This window comes from Rhodoferax sp. (assembly GCF_018780565.1).
GTDB lineage: Bacteria > Pseudomonadota > Gammaproteobacteria > Burkholderiales > Burkholderiaceae_C > Rhodoferax.
Genome location: NZ_JADMJN010000002.1, coordinates 167,314 through 185,875 on the forward strand (window position 1 = coordinate 167,314; position 18,562 = coordinate 185,875).

General features: G+C 61.9%; 16 protein-coding genes. 11 read left to right on the forward strand and 5 right to left on the reverse strand.

Annotated elements, in window-relative coordinates:
* Nucleotides 1-12 precede the first annotated feature (12 nt).
* Complete coding sequence (locus IV109_RS01200) at nt 13-1,449, reverse strand: serine hydrolase (protein WP_296691098.1); 1,437 nt, start codon at nt 1,447-1,449, stop codon at nt 13-15.
* Nucleotides 1,450-1,514: 65 nt separating this feature from the next.
* Here IV109_RS01200 and IV109_RS01205 point away from each other — a divergent pair, with 65 nt between their 5' ends.
* Both IV109_RS01205 and IV109_RS01210 read left to right on the forward strand, forming a co-directional pair.
* On the forward strand, nt 1,515-3,008 hold the full coding sequence (locus tag IV109_RS01205) for an AMP nucleosidase (RefSeq protein ID WP_296691099.1): 1,494 nt from the start codon (nt 1,515-1,517) through the stop codon (nt 3,006-3,008).
* A gap of 82 nt (nt 3,009-3,090) precedes the next feature.
* The gene (locus IV109_RS01210; protein ID WP_296691101.1) at nt 3,091-4,719 is read left to right on the forward strand and encodes a PQQ-binding-like beta-propeller repeat protein; all 1,629 of its coding nucleotides are present in this window, start codon (nt 3,091-3,093) and stop codon (nt 4,717-4,719) included.
* A 45-nt stretch (nt 4,720-4,764) separates the two neighbouring features.
* On the opposite strand, the gene purT is transcribed toward IV109_RS01210, so the two are convergent.
* Nucleotides 4,765-5,991 carry a formate-dependent phosphoribosylglycinamide formyltransferase gene (gene purT, locus IV109_RS01215; protein WP_296691104.1) on the reverse strand — a complete coding sequence of 409 codons (1,227 nt, stop codon included), beginning with the start codon at nt 5,989-5,991 and terminating at the stop codon, nt 4,765-4,767.
* 87 nt (nt 5,992-6,078) lie between these two features.
* Here purT and IV109_RS01220 point away from each other — a divergent pair, with 87 nt between their 5' ends.
* Together IV109_RS01220 and IV109_RS01225 are read left to right on the forward strand one after the other, a co-directional pair.
* The gene (locus IV109_RS01220) at nt 6,079-7,002 is read left to right on the forward strand and encodes an ATP-binding cassette domain-containing protein (protein ID WP_296691107.1); all 924 of its coding nucleotides are present in this window, start codon (nt 6,079-6,081) and stop codon (nt 7,000-7,002) included.
* A 1-nt stretch (nt 7,003) separates the two neighbouring features.
* Nucleotides 7,004-7,837 (forward strand): ABC transporter permease, encoded by an 834-nt coding sequence (locus IV109_RS01225; RefSeq protein ID WP_296691108.1) that lies wholly within the window; start codon nt 7,004-7,006, stop codon nt 7,835-7,837.
* A 2-nt stretch (nt 7,838-7,839) separates the two neighbouring features.
* Here the strand turns inward: IV109_RS01225 and IV109_RS01230 are convergent, their stop codons facing one another.
* From IV109_RS01230 to IV109_RS01240, 3 genes are all read right to left on the reverse strand, one after another.
* On the reverse strand, nt 7,840-9,015 hold the full coding sequence (locus tag IV109_RS01230; protein WP_296691111.1) for a phosphoglycerate dehydrogenase: 1,176 nt from the start codon (nt 9,013-9,015) through the stop codon (nt 7,840-7,842).
* Nucleotides 9,016-9,061: 46 nt separating this feature from the next.
* Nucleotides 9,062-10,177 carry a phosphoserine transaminase gene (locus tag IV109_RS01235; RefSeq protein WP_296691113.1) on the reverse strand — a complete coding sequence of 372 codons (1,116 nt, stop codon included), beginning with the start codon at nt 10,175-10,177 and terminating at the stop codon, nt 9,062-9,064.
* Nucleotides 10,178-10,274: 97 nt separating this feature from the next.
* Complete coding sequence (locus tag IV109_RS01240) at nt 10,275-11,873, reverse strand: choline dehydrogenase (protein WP_296691115.1); 1,599 nt, start codon at nt 11,871-11,873, stop codon at nt 10,275-10,277.
* Nucleotides 11,874-12,044: 171 nt separating this feature from the next.
* Between IV109_RS01240 and IV109_RS01245 the strand changes: the two genes are divergently transcribed.
* The 7 genes from IV109_RS01245 to IV109_RS01275 all read left to right on the forward strand — a co-directional run bounded on the left by IV109_RS01245 (nt 12,045) and on the right by IV109_RS01275 (nt 18,536).
* Nucleotides 12,045-12,854, forward strand: a complete 810-nt coding sequence (locus IV109_RS01245; protein ID WP_296691117.1) for a crotonase/enoyl-CoA hydratase family protein — start codon at nt 12,045-12,047, stop codon at nt 12,852-12,854.
* 93 nt (nt 12,855-12,947) lie between these two features.
* The gene (locus IV109_RS01250) at nt 12,948-13,403 is read left to right on the forward strand and encodes a MarR family transcriptional regulator (protein ID WP_296691119.1); all 456 of its coding nucleotides are present in this window, start codon (nt 12,948-12,950) and stop codon (nt 13,401-13,403) included.
* A gap of 58 nt (nt 13,404-13,461) precedes the next feature.
* Nucleotides 13,462-13,890 (forward strand): organic hydroperoxide resistance protein, encoded by a 429-nt coding sequence (locus tag IV109_RS01255; protein ID WP_296691121.1) that lies wholly within the window; start codon nt 13,462-13,464, stop codon nt 13,888-13,890.
* A 92-nt stretch (nt 13,891-13,982) separates the two neighbouring features.
* The gene (locus IV109_RS01260; protein WP_296691124.1) at nt 13,983-15,101 is read left to right on the forward strand and encodes a DUF2855 family protein; all 1,119 of its coding nucleotides are present in this window, start codon (nt 13,983-13,985) and stop codon (nt 15,099-15,101) included.
* An 82-nt stretch (nt 15,102-15,183) separates the two neighbouring features.
* The gene (locus tag IV109_RS01265) at nt 15,184-15,936 is read left to right on the forward strand and encodes a metallophosphoesterase family protein (RefSeq protein ID WP_296691127.1); all 753 of its coding nucleotides are present in this window, start codon (nt 15,184-15,186) and stop codon (nt 15,934-15,936) included.
* Nucleotides 15,933-17,408, forward strand: a complete 1,476-nt coding sequence (locus IV109_RS01270; protein ID WP_296691130.1) for a bifunctional serine/threonine-protein kinase/universal stress protein — start codon at nt 15,933-15,935, stop codon at nt 17,406-17,408. Before IV109_RS01265 ends, IV109_RS01270 begins: the two co-directional genes overlap by 4 nt.
* A 60-nt stretch (nt 17,409-17,468) precedes the next feature.
* Nucleotides 17,469-18,536, forward strand: a complete 1,068-nt coding sequence (locus tag IV109_RS01275; protein ID WP_296691132.1) for a serine/threonine protein kinase — start codon at nt 17,469-17,471, stop codon at nt 18,534-18,536.
* The last annotated feature ends 26 nt before the right edge of the window (nt 18,537-18,562 follow it).

Genomic DNA, 18,562 nt, shown 5'->3' on the forward strand with positions numbered 1-18,562 from the left:
CCGTGGCAGTCGCTAGCGCGGCAAAGTCCGAAGTACGGCGGCCACAAAGGCGCAGTTGTCAAACTGTTTGCGTTTGAAGGTCCAGCCCAGGCGCACGATGACCGCTTCACGGGAGGGCACCATGGCCACTATCTGTCCCCAGTGCCCCATCATGGCCACGGTGTCAGCCGGCACATCGTGACCCCGGCAACTGCCCGCCAGCGGGTCACCGATGCGCCAGGTGTGCGCGCCATAACCCAAGCCTTCGCCTTGCGGTGTGGCCGGCATCGCCGCACGCTGCAGCCAGCCGGGCGGCAACACCTGTGCATCGCCCCAGCGGCCATCGTTGAGCATCAGCAGGCCCAGGCGACCCCAATCTCCCGCGCTGGCCCACAAGTAAGACGAACCCACCCAGTTGCCATCGGCATCGGTTTCCATGACCGCGCTGCGGGCGCCTATGGGCTCAAACAAGGCTTTGGCCGGGTAGGCCCAGTAGTCGGCGTCGCTGGCGAAGCGCCCGCGGGCCACGCTGGCCAGCAGGTTGGCGCTGGCGCTCAGGTAGCGCCAGCGCGTGCCCGGCGCGGCTTGCAGCGGTGCGGCAGCGGCGAAGGCGGGCGCACTGGCTTGTCCCCAAAGCATCCTGGGCACTGAGCCCCAGGGTTCGTAGTCCTCGGTGCTGGCCAGGCCGTCGCGCATGTAGAGCAGATCCGATACCTTGATGTTCTTGCGCTCATCGCCGCGCCAGGCGCCGACCCACGCCGGCTCGCGCGCCTTGGGGAAGGCGTTCACCACGTTCGAATCCAAGTCAAGCCGGGTGTCTGCTGCGAGTTTGTGCAGCAGCATGCCGTTAACCGTTTTGGTCATGGACCAGCCGTGCAGCGGGGTGTTGGCCGAGAAGCCCGGTGCGGTGCGCAAGGCCAGCAGCCTTCCCTTGTGGATGATGGCCACACCCCGCGCGTTGGCGGCAAGTGGATCGCCAGCACCGACAAAGGCCTGGTCCAGTGCGGCTTGCAGGGCCGGGGCGTCAACGCCCGGTCCCCAATGGGCCATCGGCACCGGGGACTCACCCTGCGGCCAGGGTTTGCCGGCATCCGGTGCCGGGCCTTGTGACGCCGGCATGGGGGCACTGGCGGGTGCCAGACCCAGCACGCAACCGCGGTTCGGCAACAGCACGGCGCGGCGCTCAAACAATCCTGCAAACCTGGCTGTGACGGCGCGGGCTGGCTCATCGACCGTCACGCTGATCAGGTTCAGTACCGGGCTGGCCGGTAGCACATCGTCGGCCAGCATCTTCTGCCAGGGTCGTCCGGCTACAAAGGTGGCCGAGCAGACGCCCTTGGCGGCCATGCCCGCTGCATTCTGCGGAATGCCCAGGTACAGCAGCGCCGCAATAGCCACGGCCATCAGAGCGAGCAGCAGGCCCAAGACCAATTGCAAGCCATGCCTGATCCAGCTTGACGCGTTTGCCATGGTGGTCCCCGATAGAAATCGAAGCGTTCACTCTACCCGAGGCCAGACCGTGGAACAATAGCGTTATGCCTTACCTGCCCGCCTTTATTGCCCCTTCCCGTTTCACTGACCCGGCTGCTGCACTGGCCAAAGTACGCGAGATTTACGATGGCAGCATCGCCCATCTGCGCAATGCCATGCAACGCTTTGTGGCGGGCGAAACCCTGCCCGGCCATGTGCGTGCCTGCTATCCGTTTGTGCGGGTACAGACGGACACCGTCTCGCGCCTGACCTCCCAGGATGGCGCCCAGTTAAGCTACGGTTTTGTGGCGGGCCCCGGCCGCTTTGAGACCACCCTGAGCCGACCGGATTTGTACGCTGATTACTACCTGGAACAGTTTTCCCTGCTGCTGAAGAACCACCAGGTGGAGTTGGAAATTGGCACCAGTTCACAGCCCATCCCGGTGCATTTTTCCTTTGCGGAGAACGACCATGTCGAGGGCAGTCTGAGTGCGCAGCGCCGTCAGTTGATGCGAGATGTGTTTGACCTGCCCGATCTCGCTGCCATGGACGATGGCATTGCCAACGGCACCTACGAGCCGCGTCCTGGTGAACCCCAGCCTTTGTCACTGTTCACGGCACCGCGGCTTGACTATTCGCTGCAGCGCTTGCGCCACTACACCGGCACCGCGCCCGAGCATTTTCAGAACTTCGTGCTGTTCACCAACTACCAGTTTTACATTGATGAGTTTGTGCGCCTGGGGCATGAGGCCATGGCCGATCCAGACAGCGACTATGTCGCCTTCGTCGAACCCGGCAATGTGGTGACGCGCCGCGTTGGCATGCCCGCCGGGGCAGGCGATGAGCTCGGCAAGGTGCCGCCGCGCCTGCCGCAAATGCCGGCCTACCACCTGATGCGCGCGGACCGCACCGGCATCACCATGGTCAACATTGGCGTCGGCCCGGCCAATGCCAAGACCATCACCGATCACATCGCCGTGCTGCGTCCTCATGCCTGGATCATGCTGGGCCACTGTGCCGGCCTGCGCAACACGCAGCAGCTGGGCGACTATGTGCTGGCCCATGGCTATGTGCGCGAAGACCATGTGCTGGACGAAGAACTGCCCCTGTGGGTGCCGATTCCCGCGCTGGCGGAAATCCAGGTGGCCCTGGAGGCCGCGGTGTCGCAGGTGACGCAGCTCAAGGGAGCGGAACTCAAGGGCATCATGCGCACCGGCACCGTGGCCAGCACCGACAACCGCAATTGGGAACTGCTGCCCGACAACGGCCCGCAGCGCCGCTTCAGCCAAAGCCGCGCGGTGGCGCTGGACATGGAGAGCGCCACCATAGCGGCCAATGGTTTCCGCTTTCGGGTGCCCTATGGCACGCTCTTGTGCGTCAGTGACAAACCCCTGCATGGCGAGATCAAGCTGCCCGGCATGGCCAATCACTTCTACCGCGAGCGGGTGGACCAGCATTTGCGCATCGGCATCCGCGCGATTGAGCTGCTGCGCGAACAGGGCGTTGACCAGCTCCACAGCCGCAAGCTGCGCAGCTTTGCCGAGGTGGCTTTTCAGTAGGTTTTGGCGTTTGTCTCACGGGTGACTTTCAGTCGGTGTGCCGACTACTAGACTGGTTCTCCCCATAACAAAGGAGACAACCATGATTCGACCATTCGCCGCGAGCTTGCTTGCGGCATCCCTGCTTCTCAGTGCCTGCACTTCCATGGCACCCTCCCGACCCGCAGCCTGGTCTGCGCCGGAGGTGCTGGTAGCCCCCTCATCGTTCACTGGCGTTCACGGCCTCGCCGTGGATACCAAGGGCCGCCTGCTGGCCGGCTCGGTCGTGGGCAGCACCTTGTGGGAAGTGGACCGCAAGACCGGCGCCGCCCGCGTAATGGTGCCCGCGCCTGAGGGACAAGCCGACGATATCGCCGTAGGCCCCAAGGGTGAGTTGGCCTGGACCAACTACATGATGGGCATGATCCGCTACCGCGAAAGCGACGCAGCCCCCTTGCGCGTGCTGGCCAAGGATTTGCCCGGTATCAATTCGCTGGACTTCGACCGTCGCAACGGCAAGCTCTACGCATCGCAGGTATTCCTGGGCGATGCGCTGTGGGAGATTGACGTGGCTGGCAAGGCCGCCCCGCGCTTGATCAAAAAAGACCTTGGCGGTTTCAACGGCTTTGAAGTCGGCCCCGATGGCATGCTGTACGGGCCTTTGTGGTTCAAGGGTCAGGTCGTCAAGATCAATCCGGCCAATGGTGATGTGACCGTCATCAACAGCGAATTCAAGGTGCCCGCCGCTGCCAACCTCGATGGCAAGGGCAACCTGTGGGTGCTGGACACCAAGACCGGCGAATTGTGCCGGGTGGAGCTGGCAACGGGCCGCAAGACGGTGGTCAAGCAGCTCAAGCCCGCGCTGGACAATCTGGCGATTGCGCCGGATGGCACGATCTATGTGTCCAACATGGCGGACAACTCGATCGAGGCCTACAACCCGGCCACCGGTGCTGTCAGCGTGGTGACGGGCGGCAAGGTCGCAGTGCCCGCAGGCCTCAAGGTGGATGGCGATGACCTGTGGGTAACCGATATTTTCGGTTTCCGCAACGTCAATACCAAAACCGGCGAGGTGAAGGATATTTTCCGCATGCAGGCCTCCGACATGGAGTACCCGTTTGCCGTGGGCGTCTCCGCCACCCACTTTGCCTTGACCTCCTGGTTCACCGGTACCGTGCAGATGGTAGAGCGCAGCACGCTCAAAACCAGCGCCATGCTGCATGGCCTGAAGGCGCCATTTGATGCCATTCCGATGGCCGACGGTAGCGTGGTTTACGCTGAAATTGCCACCGGCAGCATCACCCGTGCCAGCGGCGACAAGTTTGCCGACAAGAAGGTCATTGCCCAGGGGCTGGCCGGTCCGGTGCAAATGGTGCTTGGCAAAGACGGTGCCCTGTATGTGACCGAGGCAGCAGGCAAACTCACCCGCGTCAACATGGCGGATGGCGCCAAGACCACCGTGGCCGATGGGCTGGCTTTGCCTGAGGGCTTGGCTCAAACCCCCTGGGGCAGCTTCATCGTGGCCGAAAGCGCTGCAAAACGCCTGGTGGAAATTGACCCGGCCAACGGCACGCGCCGTACGGTGGCAGAAAATCTGCCGATCGGCATGCCCGGTGGACCCGGTATGCCACCGCCCTACATCGTGACGGGCGTTGCGGTGGGTGCCGACGGCAGCATCTACATGTCGGCCGACATGAATAATGCGATTTATCGCATTCGCCCACAGCGTTAGCCCTCGTCCAGCGGACCTGGTCCGCTATTGATTTGAAAGCAAATGTCAAGCCGCCTTCGGCTTGACCTTGGAGGCCGCCAGCTTGGCATTCTGGCGTGCCACTTCCACATCGGCATCAAATGCCAGCGCCACACCCATGCGGCGCTTCAAGAAGCTCTCAGGCTTGCCAAACAGGCGCAGGTCGGTGTTGGGTACCCGCAGGGCCTCGTCCACACCCTCAAACACGATTCCCCTGGCTTCGACGCCACCGTAGATCACGGCACTGGCGCCGGGGCTGCGCAAGGCGGTGTTGACCGGTAGCCCCAGGATGGCGCGCGCATGCAGCTCGAACTCGCTCTGGATTTGCGTGGTCAGCGTTACCAGGCCGGTGTCATGCGGACGCGGTGACACTTCGCTGAACCAGACCTGATCGCCCTTGACGAACAGCTCCACGCCATACAGGCCCTGGCCACCCAGGTTGTCGGTCACAGCTTTCGCTATTTGACGGGATTTTTCCAGCGCAGCCGGCTGCATGGGGTGCGGCTGCCAGCTTTCCACGTAGTCGCCGCTGACCTGGATGTGGCCGATGGGCTCGCAGAAATGGGTTTCGATCTGGCCACCGGCGCCTTCCTTCGACGATATGGCCCGCACGGTCAATTGGGTGATCTCATAGTCGAAGTCGATGAAGCCTTCCACAATGATGCGCCCGCCCGTCACGCGGCCGCCCGCCATCGCATAGTCCCAGGCTTTTTGCACGTCTGCGGGGCCATCAATCTTGCTTTGGCCCTTGCCGGAGCTGCTCATCACCGGCTTCACCACGCAGGGGTAGCCAATGCCTTTGCCGTTTGCGCCATCAATGGCCGCCTGCAGTTCGACCAGTGAATCGCAGAACTTGTAGGGGCTGGTGGGCAGCCCCAGGGTTTCAGCGGCCAGGCGGCGGATGCCTTCGCGGTCCATGGTCAGGCGCGCGGCGCGGGCGGTGGGGATGACGCGCACCACGCCTGCGGCTTCGAGTTCTTCCAGCATCGGGGTGGCAATGGCCTCGATTTCGGGCACCACCAGGTGTGGGCGCTCGGCTTCGATCAGGGTCTTGAGCTGCGCGGGGTCGCTCATGGTAATGGTGCGTGCGTGATGGGCTACCTGCTGGCCTGGGGCATTGTCGTAACGATCCACTGCGATGGTTTCCACGCCCAGGCGTTGCAGGGCGATGAGGACTTCCTTGCCAAGCTCGCCGGAGCCCAGCAGCATCACTTTGGTGGCCTGGGGTGAGAGGGGGGTGCCGAGTGTGGTCATGTCAAAAACGCCTTGCTGCGTCCAGGTTGGGGTGGAAAGTAAGGCTTGCGTCTGCCCGGGGCTTGCGGCCTGGGTCACAATCAAACCATGGAAACGTCAATTTTATCTGTGCAGGGTTTGCGCAAGCGCTACGGCGACAGCACGGTGGTCGAGGATCTGTCTTTTGTCATCCGTCCCGGTGAGTGCCTGGGTGTGATCGGGCCCAATGGGGCCGGAAAAACCACCACCATCCGGATGTGCCTGGGCCTGAGTGTGCCGGATGCGGGCAGCATCACCGCCTTCGGCTTGCAGATGCCGCGAAACGCCCTGGCCATCAAGGCCCAGCTCGGCGTCGTCAGCCAGATGGACACGCTGGACCCCGACTTCAGTTGCGCGGAAAACCTGCTGGTGTATGGCCGCTACTTTGGCATGAAAGACGCGCAGATCCGCACCCGCATTCCTGAGTTGCTGGAGTTCGCCTCCCTCACGCACAAGGCGAATGCCAAGCCGGGCGAGCTGTCCGGCGGCATGAAGCGTCGCTTGAGCCTGGCGCGCGCTTTGGTGAACGATCCCCGGTTGCTGATGCTGGATGAGCCCACTACCGGGCTGGACCCGCAGGCGCGCCACCTGATGTGGGAGCGACTGCAGCTCTTGCTGCAGCAAGGCAAGTCCATTTTGTTGACCACGCATTTCATGGACGAGGCCGAGCGCCTGTGTTCGCGTCTGCTGGTGTTGGACCATGGCCGGAAAATTGCGGAAGGCGCACCGCGCGACCTGATCGCCCAGCACCTGGAGCCGGATGTGGTGGAGGTCTATGGCAACGGTGCGCAGACGCTGCTGGACGCGCCGCTGAAGGCCCTGGCCGCCCGTGTGGAGGTGAGCGGCGAAACCGTGTTTTTCTACACGCAGGACGCCCAGCCGTTGCTGCAGGCGCTGACCGCTTATCCACAACTGCGCACCCTGCACCGGCCCGCCAATCTGGAGGATCTGTTCCTCAAACTCACCGGTCGCCAAATCAGGGAGGATGCCTAACATGACGACTCGCACATTGAATGCCACTACACAAAGCGTGTGGCGCGCGCCCCAGCTTTCCCTGCGCTTTTGGCCGGTGTTCCTTCGCAATCTGCTGGTCTGGCGCAAGCTGGCTATCCCGAGTCTGGTGGGTAACATCGCCGAGCCTTTGATGTGGCTGGTAGCTTTCGGCTACGGCATGGGCGCGCTGGTGGGTCAGGTCAACATGCCCGGCGTGGGCGGCGATGTGAAGGTGCCCTACATACTGTTCCTGGCCAGCGGCTCGATCTGCATGAGCGCCATGCAGGCAGCCTCGTTTGAGGCGCTGTACTCCGCCTTCTCGCGCATGCATGTGCAGAAGACCTGGGACGGCATCATGAATGCGCCGGTGACGCTGGACGACGTGGTGCTGGCCGAAATGTTGTGGGCAGCGTTCAAGTCCCTGTTCACGGTGACGGCCATTCTGGGCGTCATGCTGGTGCTGGGTATCAGCTATTCGCCGAAGTTGCTGGTGGCCTGGCCGGTGTTGCTGGGGGTGGGTATCACCTTCAGCTGCATTGCGCTGATTTTCAACGCGTTGGCCAAAGGCTACGATTTTTTCACCTACTACTTCACACTGTTTCTCACGCCCATGATGTTCCTGAGTGGCATCTTCTTTCCGCTGGACCAACTGCCGCAGGTGGTGCGCACCATTTCGCAATGGCTGCCATTGACCAACGCCGTCGAGCTGGTGCGCCCCCTGTTCATGGACCAGTGGCCGACGCATCCGTTGCGCCATTTTCTGGTGTTGACTGGTTACGCGGTTGGCGGTTTCTGGATTGCTTTGGCGTTGACCCGAAGACGATTTCGTGGATAGGGTCAGTGAATGACCCGGACCCGAATCACGTGCTCTATGGCCTGAATGGCAGCGGCGACTGAGTCACTCGGTGTGCTCGCCACGTCAATGATGTTGTAGGCCAATTCGCCCCGGCTTTTGTTGACCATGTCGATCACGTTGACCTTGTTGTCAGCCAGGACCGACAGCACATGGCCCAGCACGCCCGATACGTTGTCGTTCAAGAAGGTGATGCGGGTGGTTCCCGGGGTGCGGCCCATGTTCACCGCAGGAAAGTTCACCGAGTTGCTGATGTTGCCATTTTCCAGGTAGTCAATGAGCTGGTTGGCCGCCATCACAGCGCAGTTTTCTTCCGATTCCTCGGTGCTCGCGCCGATATGCGGCATCGCGATGACCTTGGCGTGGCCCAGCATGGCGGGTTCGGGGAAGTCGCACACATAGCGGCCGAGTTTGCCGTTGTCCAGGCACTGCAGTACCGCGGTCGAGTCGACGATGGTTTCGCGTGCAAAGTTGAGCAACACCGCGCCTTGGCGGATGCCAGCCAGGGCTTCGGCGTTGATCATGTGGCGCGTGGCGTCCATGGCAGGCACATGCAAAGACACATAGTCAGACCGCGCCAGCAGCGAGGGCAGATTTTCCATGCGGGTGACTTCATTGGACAGTCGCCAGGCCGCGTCGATCGACAGGGCCGGATCGAAGCCCACCACTTTCATGCCCATGGCCAGCGCCATGTCGGCCACCATGGAACCAATGGCCCCCAGGCCCACGATGCCCAGCGTTTTTCCTTTGATTTCGCCGCCAACAAAGCGTGCCTTTTCTTTTTCAAGGAGCTGCGACATTTCACCGGCATCGGTCATGCTGGTCAGGGTCTGCACATATTGAATGCCGCTCAAAATGCCACGCGTGGCCAGCAACATGCCGGCCATGACCAGCTCCTTCACTGCATTGGCATTGGCGCCCGGTGTATTGAAGACCACAATGCCCTGCTTGCTGTACTCTGCGATCGGCACATTGTTGGTGCCCGCACCGGCGCGTGCCACCGCCACCAGGGATGCTGGCACCGGCTCGCCGTGCAGTTTCTGGCTGCGAATCAGAAACGCATCGGGATGCCCGATGTCGCTGCCCACTTCATAGAACTGTCTTGAAAACCGGTCCAGGCCTTTGACCGAGATCTGGTTGTAGGTTCGAACTTTGTACATGGGCGGTGACTTTCAGTGGGGGTGTGGGCGGTACGTTGACCGTCGGTCAGCTGCTGACCTTTTTGTAGGCCCAGGTGAGCCAGGGCATCAGGGCTTGCAAGTCGCTTGACTCCACGGTGGCGCCGCACCAGATGCGAATGCCGGCCGGCGCGTCCTTGTACGCACCCACGTCGTAGGCTACGCCCTCGGCTTCGAGCAACTTGACTACTTGCTTGACCTGGTCCTCGGCGAGCTTCAGCGTCAGGCAGACGCTGGTGTTGGAGCGTGTGGCTGGGTCCCTGGCCAGGAAAGAGATCCAGTCGTTGGCGGCCACGAAGTCGGAGATGACTTTCAGGTTGGCTTCGCTGCGGGCCATGGTGGCCTTTACGCCGCCAATGCGCTCCACCCAGGCCAGTGCGTCCAGATAGTCGGATACGCACAGCATGGAAGGGGTGTTGATGGTCTCGCCTTTGAACAGGCCCTCGGTGAGCTTGCCGCCCGAGGTCATGCGAAACAGCTTGGGCATGGGCCAGGGCGGGGTGTAGCTCTCCAGCCGCTGCACGGCGCGCGGGCTCAGGATCAGCATGCCGTGGGCGCCTTCGCCTCCCAGCACTTTCTGCCACGAATAGGTGATGACGTCGAGCTTGTCCCAAGGCAACTCCATGGCAAATACAGCCGAGGTCGCATCGCAAATGGTCAGGCCCGCGCGGTTGGCAGGAATCCAGTCGCCGTTGGGTACTTTCACGCCGGAGGTGGTGCCGTTCCAGGTGAACACCACATCGTTTTCAAAGTTGACTTTGGACAGGTCGGTGATGTCGCCATAGCCCGCCTCCAGCTTGTTGACATTGGGCAGCTTGAGCTGCTTGACGATGTCGGTGACCCAACCCGAACCAAACGATTCCCAGGCCAGCACATCCACGCCGCGCGGCCCGAGCAAGGACCACAGCGCCATTTCCACCGCGCCCGTGTCAGAGCCGGCCACGACGGCTACCCGGTAGCCTTCAGGCAAACCCAGCAGCCGCGCCGTTTCGGAGCAGGCCAGACCCAAGGCCTTTTTGCCCAGTGCCGAGCGGTGCGAACGCCCCAAGGTGTTGAGCTGCAAGTCCGCCACGTTGTAGCCGGGACGTTTGCTGCAAGGGCCGGATGAGAAGTTGGGGTTTTGGGGTTTTGCCGTGGGTTGCATGGTGGTCGTTTCCAGGGAGCATTGAAGCGGGACAGGGCGGCTGGCTACTGATGTCAAAGCAGCAGCGCCCAAGCGAAAAATCATTGTATTGCAGGTGTCAGGCCGCCTGCTGCGCGGCCTTGATCATGTCCGCGGCCTTCTCCGCGATCATGATGACCGGTGCATTCGTGTTGCCGCCCACCACGCTTGGCATGATAGAGGCATCCACCACGCGCAGGGCCTCAATGCCGTGCACCCGCAGCTGCGCGTCCACCACGTCCAGCGGGCCATTGCCCATGCGGCAAGTTCCAACGGGGTGGTAAATGGTGTCGGCGTTGTCGCGGATGAAGTTCTCGATCTGTGCATCGGTTTGGGCGGCGGCAGATGCCGGCAACTCCTTGCCGTAGCGCCCCCCCAGTGCAGGTTGCGAAAGAATATGGCGCATCAGCTTGAAGCCGCGAACCATGCGGTCCATGTCGTCGCGGTCGCCCAGAAAATTGGGATCGATCAGGGGTGCGGCCAGTGGATCTTTGCCCGCCAGCTTGACGCTGCCGCGGCTGCGCGGACGCAACAGGCACACGTGACACGAATAGCCGTGGCCAAAGGTGGTGGTACGCCCGTGATTGACCAGCTTGCCGATGACAAAGTGCAATTGCAGATCCGGAACAGGCTCGCTGGGCTGGCTCTTGATGAAGCCGCCCGCCTCGGCGAAATTGGTGGTCAGCATACCGGTGCGGTGATTGCGCCACTCGAAAATGCCTTGGATGGCCCGGACCACGCCGCTCAGCGACAAGCCAAACAGCTCCTTGGCCTGTGGCGCATCGGCAATCTGCACCACGTCCACGTGGTCGTGCAGGTGCTCGCCCACGCCGGGCAGATCATGCACCGTGGCAATGCCGTTTTCCAGCAGGTGGGCGTGCGCTCCAATGCCGGAGAGCATGAGGATCTGGGGCGATTGCAGGGCGCCCGCGCACAGCAGCACCTCGCGCGAGGCCTTGAGTTGTTTCACCTGGCTGTCCTGATGAAATTCAACACCCGTGGCGCGTTTGCGCTCCATCAGGATGCGGGTGGTGTGAGCACCAGTGAAGACATGCAGATTGGGTCGCGACAGGTTGGGTGTCAGATAGCCCTTGGCGGCACTGAAGCGCTCTCCGTTTTTATGCGTGACCTGGTACATGCCCACGCCTTCCTGGCTCGCACCGTTGAAGTCGGGGTTGTGCGTATAGCCGGCCTGCTTGCCCGCTTCGACAAAGACCGGACCAAAGCGGTTGGGACTGCGCAAATCCATCACATTGAGCGGCCCGCCGCTACCGTGAAAGGCATCTGCGCCGCGTTCATTGTGCTCGGCCCGTTTGAAATAGGGCAGCACGTCGTCATAGCCCCAGCCAGGATTGCCCTGAGCGGCCCACTGGTCATAGTCATCACGGTGGCCACGGATGTAAATCATGGCGTTCACCGAGCTGGAGCCCCCGAGCACCTTGCCGCGCGGCTGGTAGCCGCTGCGGCCGTTCAGGCCGGGTTGGGGCACCGTGTCAAACTTCCAGTTGGCTTCGCCACTCTTGGCCATCAGGGCCAGTCCGGCGGGGCAATGAATCAGAACGCTCTTGTCGACCGGGCCCGCTTCGAGCAGGGCCACATTGACAGAAGGATCTTCAGACAGCCTTGCGGCCAGCACGCAGCCGGCAGAACCGCCGCCGATGATGATGTAGTCAAACATGAATTTCTCCGGGGCGTCCTGTGCATCAAGTCGATCATCTGGTGAAGCCCGCACCGCACGTTAACGCAAACACCTGCAGGCGGGTATAGGGTTGTCCCCCGGGTGACGTGCAAAGGGGTTGATTTCGATCACGATTCAACGTTTCAGATTTGACGCAGAGGAGCGATAGACATGAATGACGCCACAATTCCTTTCGATGGCTGTATTACCTGCGAGCGGCGCGGCCATGTGCTGATGATCGGGATGAATCGCCCGGCCAAGCGCAACGGCTTCACGCCCGCCATGTTTCGCCAGTTGGGCGAAGCCTACACCTTGCTGGATGATGACCCCGGGCTTCGCGTTGGCGTGCTGCATGCGTTTGGTGCGCATTTCACGGCCGGGCTGGACCTGCCGACCATCGCCCCCCTGATGCGCCGGGGCGAAAAGGCGATTCCCCTGGGCCTCGTGGATCCTGTCAACCTCGGGCTGCCCGGCTACCGACGCCGGACCAAACCCATGGTGGCTGCCGTCAAGGGCATTACCTACACACTGGGCATCGAACTGATGCTGGCGGCCGACATTGTGGTGGCTGCAGATGATTGCCGCTTTTCGCAACTGGAGGTCAAGCGCGGCATCATGGCCACCGGGGGCGCCACCTTGCGCATGACCGAACGGGCTGGCCTGGGCAATGCCATGCTGCATCTGCTGACCGGCGACGAGTTTGGCAGTGCCGAGGCCTTGCGCCTGAACTTCGTACAAAAAGTGGTGCCGGCGGGCGAGGAACTGGCTGAGGCCTTGCGCCTGGCCGACACCATTGCCGCCCAGGCACCCCTGGCTGTGGTGGCGACGCGCCTGAATGTGCTCAAGGCCGTCGAGCATGGGCCGATGGTGGCCGTGCAGGACTTCTTTGATGTGCAGCAGCGTCTGTCCAACAGCGACGATGCAATCGAAGGCGTGAACTCGTTCGTCGAGAAGCGTGACGCCCGGTTTACCGGTCGCTGATCCGCCCCCCCCCGAATCCCTGATCCATGCACGCCCTGGGTCAGATTTCCAAATTAAATTGCACGCAATTTAATTGCACACTATAATTCGATCATGCCTTCGCAAAATTCATCCGTCAAATCCGATCCCGCACTGCTGCTGGATAACCAGTTGTGCTTTGCGCTGTACTCCACCTCGCTGGCCATGACCAAGCTCTACAAGCCGCTGCTGGAAGCGCTGGAACTGACCTACCCGCAGTACCTGGTGATGCTGGTGCTGTGGGAGCAGGATGACGTGTCGGTCTCGGAGTTGGGCGAGCGGCTGTTTTTGGACTCGGGCACGCTTACTCCCTTGCTGAAGCGCATGGAGGCGGCCGGCTTGCTGGCGCGCGTCCGGTCCCCGCAAGATGAACGACGCGTGCAGATTTCTCTTACCGCCGCAGGCCGCAAGTTGAAAACGCGGGCGGCCCAAGTCCCGGCCTGCGTGCTTGGTACGACCCGGCAATCGGTGCCCGATCTGGTGGCGCTGACCCAAAAAATTCAGGCCTTGCGTCGCCAGCTCGTTGGCTGACAACTTACCCATTTCACAACCCGCTTCGCAACAAGAAGCATTCTTTTCAGGAACCACCATGGTCGCCAAAGTCGAAAAAGTCATTTACAAAGCCCACGCCACTGCTACCGGCGGCCGTGACGGCACGGTCAAGTCTTCCGATGGTCTGCTTGACCTCAAACTCAGCGTGCCCAAGGAAATGGGTGGTGCCGGCGGCGGCGTGAATCCCGAGCAGCTGTTTGCCGCTGGCTACAGCGCCTGTTTCATTGGTGCAATGAAATTTGTGGCTGGAACGCAAAAGTTGGCCATGCCCGCAGATGCCTCCATCAACGCCACGGTTGGCATTGGCCAGATCCCGGCCGGTTTTGGTATTGAAGTCCAACTGGTCGTGAGCCTGCCAGGAATGGATCGTGCCGTGGCCCAGGCGCTGGTCAATAAGGCGCATGAAGTTTGCCCCTATTCCAACGCGACGCGCGGCAATATCGAAGTCACCATTACCCTGGCCTGACCCGAATTCCCTGGCTTGCCAGGGATGGCGGCCTGTCACCTTGGCGGCCTGTTCCGATTGCCGGCGCAGGCCGTTTCGTTTATCGTGTAACCATGAATACCCTTGATTTTTTGGTTCGCAAGGACCAGCTCACCACCACCGAATTGCGCAGCACCCCGCAACAGCCCCTAGCTGACGGCGAAATCCGCCTGCGCATCGATAAATTCGCGCTGACCTCCAACAACATCACTTACGCCGCTTTCGGCGATGCGATGAACTACTGGTCATTTTTCCCTGTTACTGCACCCGATGGCGCAGCATGGGGCCGCATCCCGGTGTGGGGTTTTGCCACGGTGGTGGAGTCCACGCATCCCGATCTGGCGGTGGGTGAACGGCTGTACGGCTACTACCCCATGTCCAGCAGCGTGGTGCTGCAACCCAAGCGCGTGTCGCCAACCGGTTTTTCGGATGGCGCCCCGCACCGTGCGGAACTTCACCCCGTCTACAACCAGTATTTGCGTTGCAGCGCTGATCCGTTTTACAAGGCGGACACCGAAGACACGCAAGCCCTGCTGCGCCCCCTGTTCATGACGTCGTGGCTGATTGACGACTTCCTGGCCGATAACGACTTCTTCGGTGCGGTGGTCCCTGGTGGCAAACCCGGCGTCATGCTGCTGTCCAGCGCATCCAGCAAAACGGCTTACGGTACGGCGTTCCAGATGGCGCAGCGCCAGGGTATCGAACTGGTTGGTCTGACATCGCCCGGCAATGTGGCATTTTGCGAGAGCCTCGGTTGCTACCACCGCGTGCTCACTTATGACCAGCTCGATCAAATTGACGCCAATGCACCTTGCATCTACATCGACTTTGCCGGCAACTCAGACCTGCGCATGGCGATTCATACGCGATTCAAAAATCTGAAGCACAGCAGTTCCATCGGTGGGACGCACGTCGAAAATCTTGGCGGCTCCAAAGGTCTGCCCGGTCCCCGGGCCACTCTGTTTTTTGCGCCAGCGCAAATCAAGAAGCGCAACACCGACTGGGGCGCTGAAGGCTTGGGTCAGCGCCTGGTGCAGGCCTGGAAGCTGTTCGTGGCCAAGGTCGGCAATCCGGTCAACCCCTGGCTGGTGGTGGACCATCACCAGGGCGTGGCTGCGGTTGAGACCGCCTACCGTCACGTGCTGGGTGGGCGGGGCGATCCGCGCCGTGGACATATGCTGACCCTGAATTGAGGGGTTGAGCTCCGCCACGACACTGCAATTTTGTCGTCAGCCGCTTCAGGCATGATGTTTCCTTACGCACACAAGGAACATCATGAAGCTGGCTTTGCTGTCAGACATTCACGCCAATATTCAGGCCTTTGAGGCCTGTCTGGCGCATGCCCGCAGCCAGGGGGCGGAGCAGTTTGCCCTGCTGGGCGATCTGGTGGGTTATGGTGCCGATCCGGTCGCTGTTGTCAGTCGGGCGCAGGGCCTGGCCGGTGAGGGGGCCCTGCTCATCAAGGGCAATCATGATGAGATGGCGGTTGAGCCTCCGGTAGAGGTCCGAACCATCGGCGACAGCACTGCCGCCTGGACCCACCTGCAGCTCAACGACAGCCAGCGAAAATTCCTGGACGATTTGCCCATGACCCTGCAACAGGGGACTGCCTTGCTGGTGCATGCCAGCCTGGATGGCCCCGAGCTTTGGCGTTATGTGTATGACGAGCGCGCGGCCAAGGCCAGCCTGGATGCGGCGGCCGACATGCCCGAGGTGCGCCATGTGTTTGGTGGCCATGTGCACATGCAGACCCTCTATTACCGTGGCGTGGACTCCGGCTTGATGAAGTTTGCGCCCACCCCCGGCATCGCCGTGCCCGTGCCCCGGCATCGCCATTGGCTGGCCACGATCGGCTCGGTCGGGCAGCCGCGCGATGGCAATCCACAGGCCATGTATGCCCTGTTTGACAGCGTCAAATTGCAACTGAGCTTCCAACGCGTTTCCTATGACCACCAGGCCGCTGCTGCCGCCATCCGCAAGGCTGGCTTGCCGACCTTCTTCGCCGACCGACTGGAGGTGGGACGATGAAACTTTTGGAGCCTGGCGCGGAGCTCGATGGTTTTACGATCGAGGAGTGCATCCATTCCGGCGGTATGGCCCACATCTACCGCGTGCGTTACACCCAGGGCGCGCGCGACCCCGGTTTCCCGCTGGCCATGAAGATCCCCCGCATGACGGCAGGCGATGGGGCCGAGAACATCGTCAGCTTCGAGGTGGAGCACCAGATCATGCAGGTGCTGTCAGGCCCGCATGTGCCGCGCTTTGTGGCTGCCGGTGATCTGGAAAACGTGCCCTACCTGGTGATGGAGTATGTGCAGGGCAAGACCCTGCAGCATTGGCTGGATGCACCCGAGCGACCGGGTGTTGACGAGCTCGCGCGCCTGGGGGCTTCCGTGGCGCTGGCGGTGCACAGCTTGCATCAGCAAAACACGGTTCATCTGGATCTGAAACCCGCCAATGTGCTGATCCGCCCCGACGGCAGCGCTGTTTTGCTGGATTTCGGTCTGTCCTGCAACGCCATGTACCCAGACCTGCTGGCCGAGCAACTGCGTAAAGCGGTAGGCTCGCCTGCCTGGATTGCACCGGAGCAAGTGGTGGGTGTGAGAGGCGATCCGCGCAGCGACATTTTTGCCATTGGCGTGATGCTTTACGAACTGGCCACCGGCAAGCTGCCGTTTGGCGTGCCCCAAACCGAAGGCGGCTTGCGCCAACGCTTGTGGGTTGATCCAACACCTCCGCGCAAGTTGCAGCCGCAATTGCCGGAGTGGTTGCAGGAAGTCATCCTGCGTTGCCTGGACCCTGTGGCCGCCAAGCGCTACCCTTCGGCCGCGCATCTGGCGTTTGACCTGCGTCACCCTGAGCAGGTGACGGTGACCGAGCGCGGGCGAAATGTCGAAGGCACGGGGTTTGGCACCCATTTCAAGCGCTGGCTCAGGGCTGCGGGCATGCAGTACCAACCCAGCCCGCTTCCGGCCCAGCAGATCGAGGAAGTGCCGATTGTCATGGTGGCCCTGCCGCATTGGGATGTGACGGACGCGACGCTGTATTCACTGCGGCAAGCCGTGGGCAGGACGCTGGGCACGCGTCCGGGCGCCAGGCTGGCGTGCGTCACCGTTATCTCGTCCGGCGACACCAACGCCTCAAGCGACGAAAAAAGCGAAACCAGTGTGCATCGCCGCTACCTGGCCAATCTGCGCCAGTGGGCTCAGCCGCTGGACCTGATGGGGCATCAGACCTCGTTTCACGTGATTGAGTCGGGCGACGTGGCGCAAGCCTTGGTGAACTACGCCGTGGGCAATCGGGTCAGTGTCATCGTCATGGGCGCGGCCACGCATGGCCTGAAAACACAGCGTTTCGTGGCCACCGTGCCCATCAAGGTGGCAATGGATGCACCGTGCACCGTCATTCTGGTCAAGCAGAGTCTGCCGTTTGAACAACTGGTGGAGGCGGCCGCGAAATTGAAGCCCGTCTGGAACCCCGATCTGGACGCGCCGTTTTAGCAACCCACGCGGTTCAGCGCCGATTTCGGAGGCTTTCCATGCAAGCACGACAATACGGGCATGGTGTCACTCTCTTCCTCTTCTGCCTTGTCCCCTGCGGGCCGTCATCCCTTTGAGTCGCTCACGCCCGATGTGGTCATGGATGCACTGGCCAGCGTGGGGCTGTATGGTGATGGGAGGCAGCTCGCGCTGAGTTCTTACGAAAACCGCGTCTACCAGCTGCACCTGGAAGACAGCACCGTGGTGGTCGCCAAGTTTTACCGGCCCGAGCGCTGGAGCGAGGCGCAAATTCTGGAGGAGCATGCATTTTCTGCCGAGCTCATGGCTGCCGAAATTCCTGTCATCGGCCCGCTTGTGCTGAATGGCGCGACCCTGCATCATTTTGCGGGCTTTGCCTTCAGTGTCAGCCCCAGTCGTGGTGGTCGCCCCCCCGAGCTGGACGACCCCGACGTGCTGGAGTGGATTGGCCGTTTTCTGGCCCGCATTCATACCGTGGGTGCCGCCCGCCCCTTTGTGAGTCGGCCCGCGCTGGACCTGCAAGGCTTTGGCATTGATTCGCGCGAGTGGCTGCTGAAGAACGACAAAGTGCCGCTCGATGTGCAATCGGCCTGGGCCAAGGCATCACAGGGTGCTATTGATTTAATAGCTAACTATGCATGTTTAACTGGGGGTAGAGGCCAAAATGAACCAGATGTCGAGCCGATCCGGCGGCTGCGCCTGCATGGCGACTGCCATCCCGGCAACATCCTCTGGACGCCACTGGACTCACCGGCCAGCAAAGGTCCGGGCCCGCACTTTGTGGACCTGGACGATGCGCGCAGTGGCCCTGCGGTGCAGGATCTGTGGATGCTGCTCAGCGGGGACCGCCAGCAGCGCACGCGCCAGCTCGGCGCGCTCGTCGACGGCTACGAGCAGTTCCGCGAGTTTGACCGGCGCGAGCTGGCCCTGATTGAGCCCTTGCGCACCCTTCGCCTGATCCACTACAGCGCCTGGCTGGCACGCCGCTGGGACGATCCGACTTTTCCCATCAACTTCCCCTGGTTTGGCTCCAGCGACTACTGGCAAGGCCAGGTGCAGATGCTTGAAGAGCAGATGGAAGCGATGCAGGAAGATCCGCTGATCGTTTGAGCACATCACGATTTCGCACGTTGCAT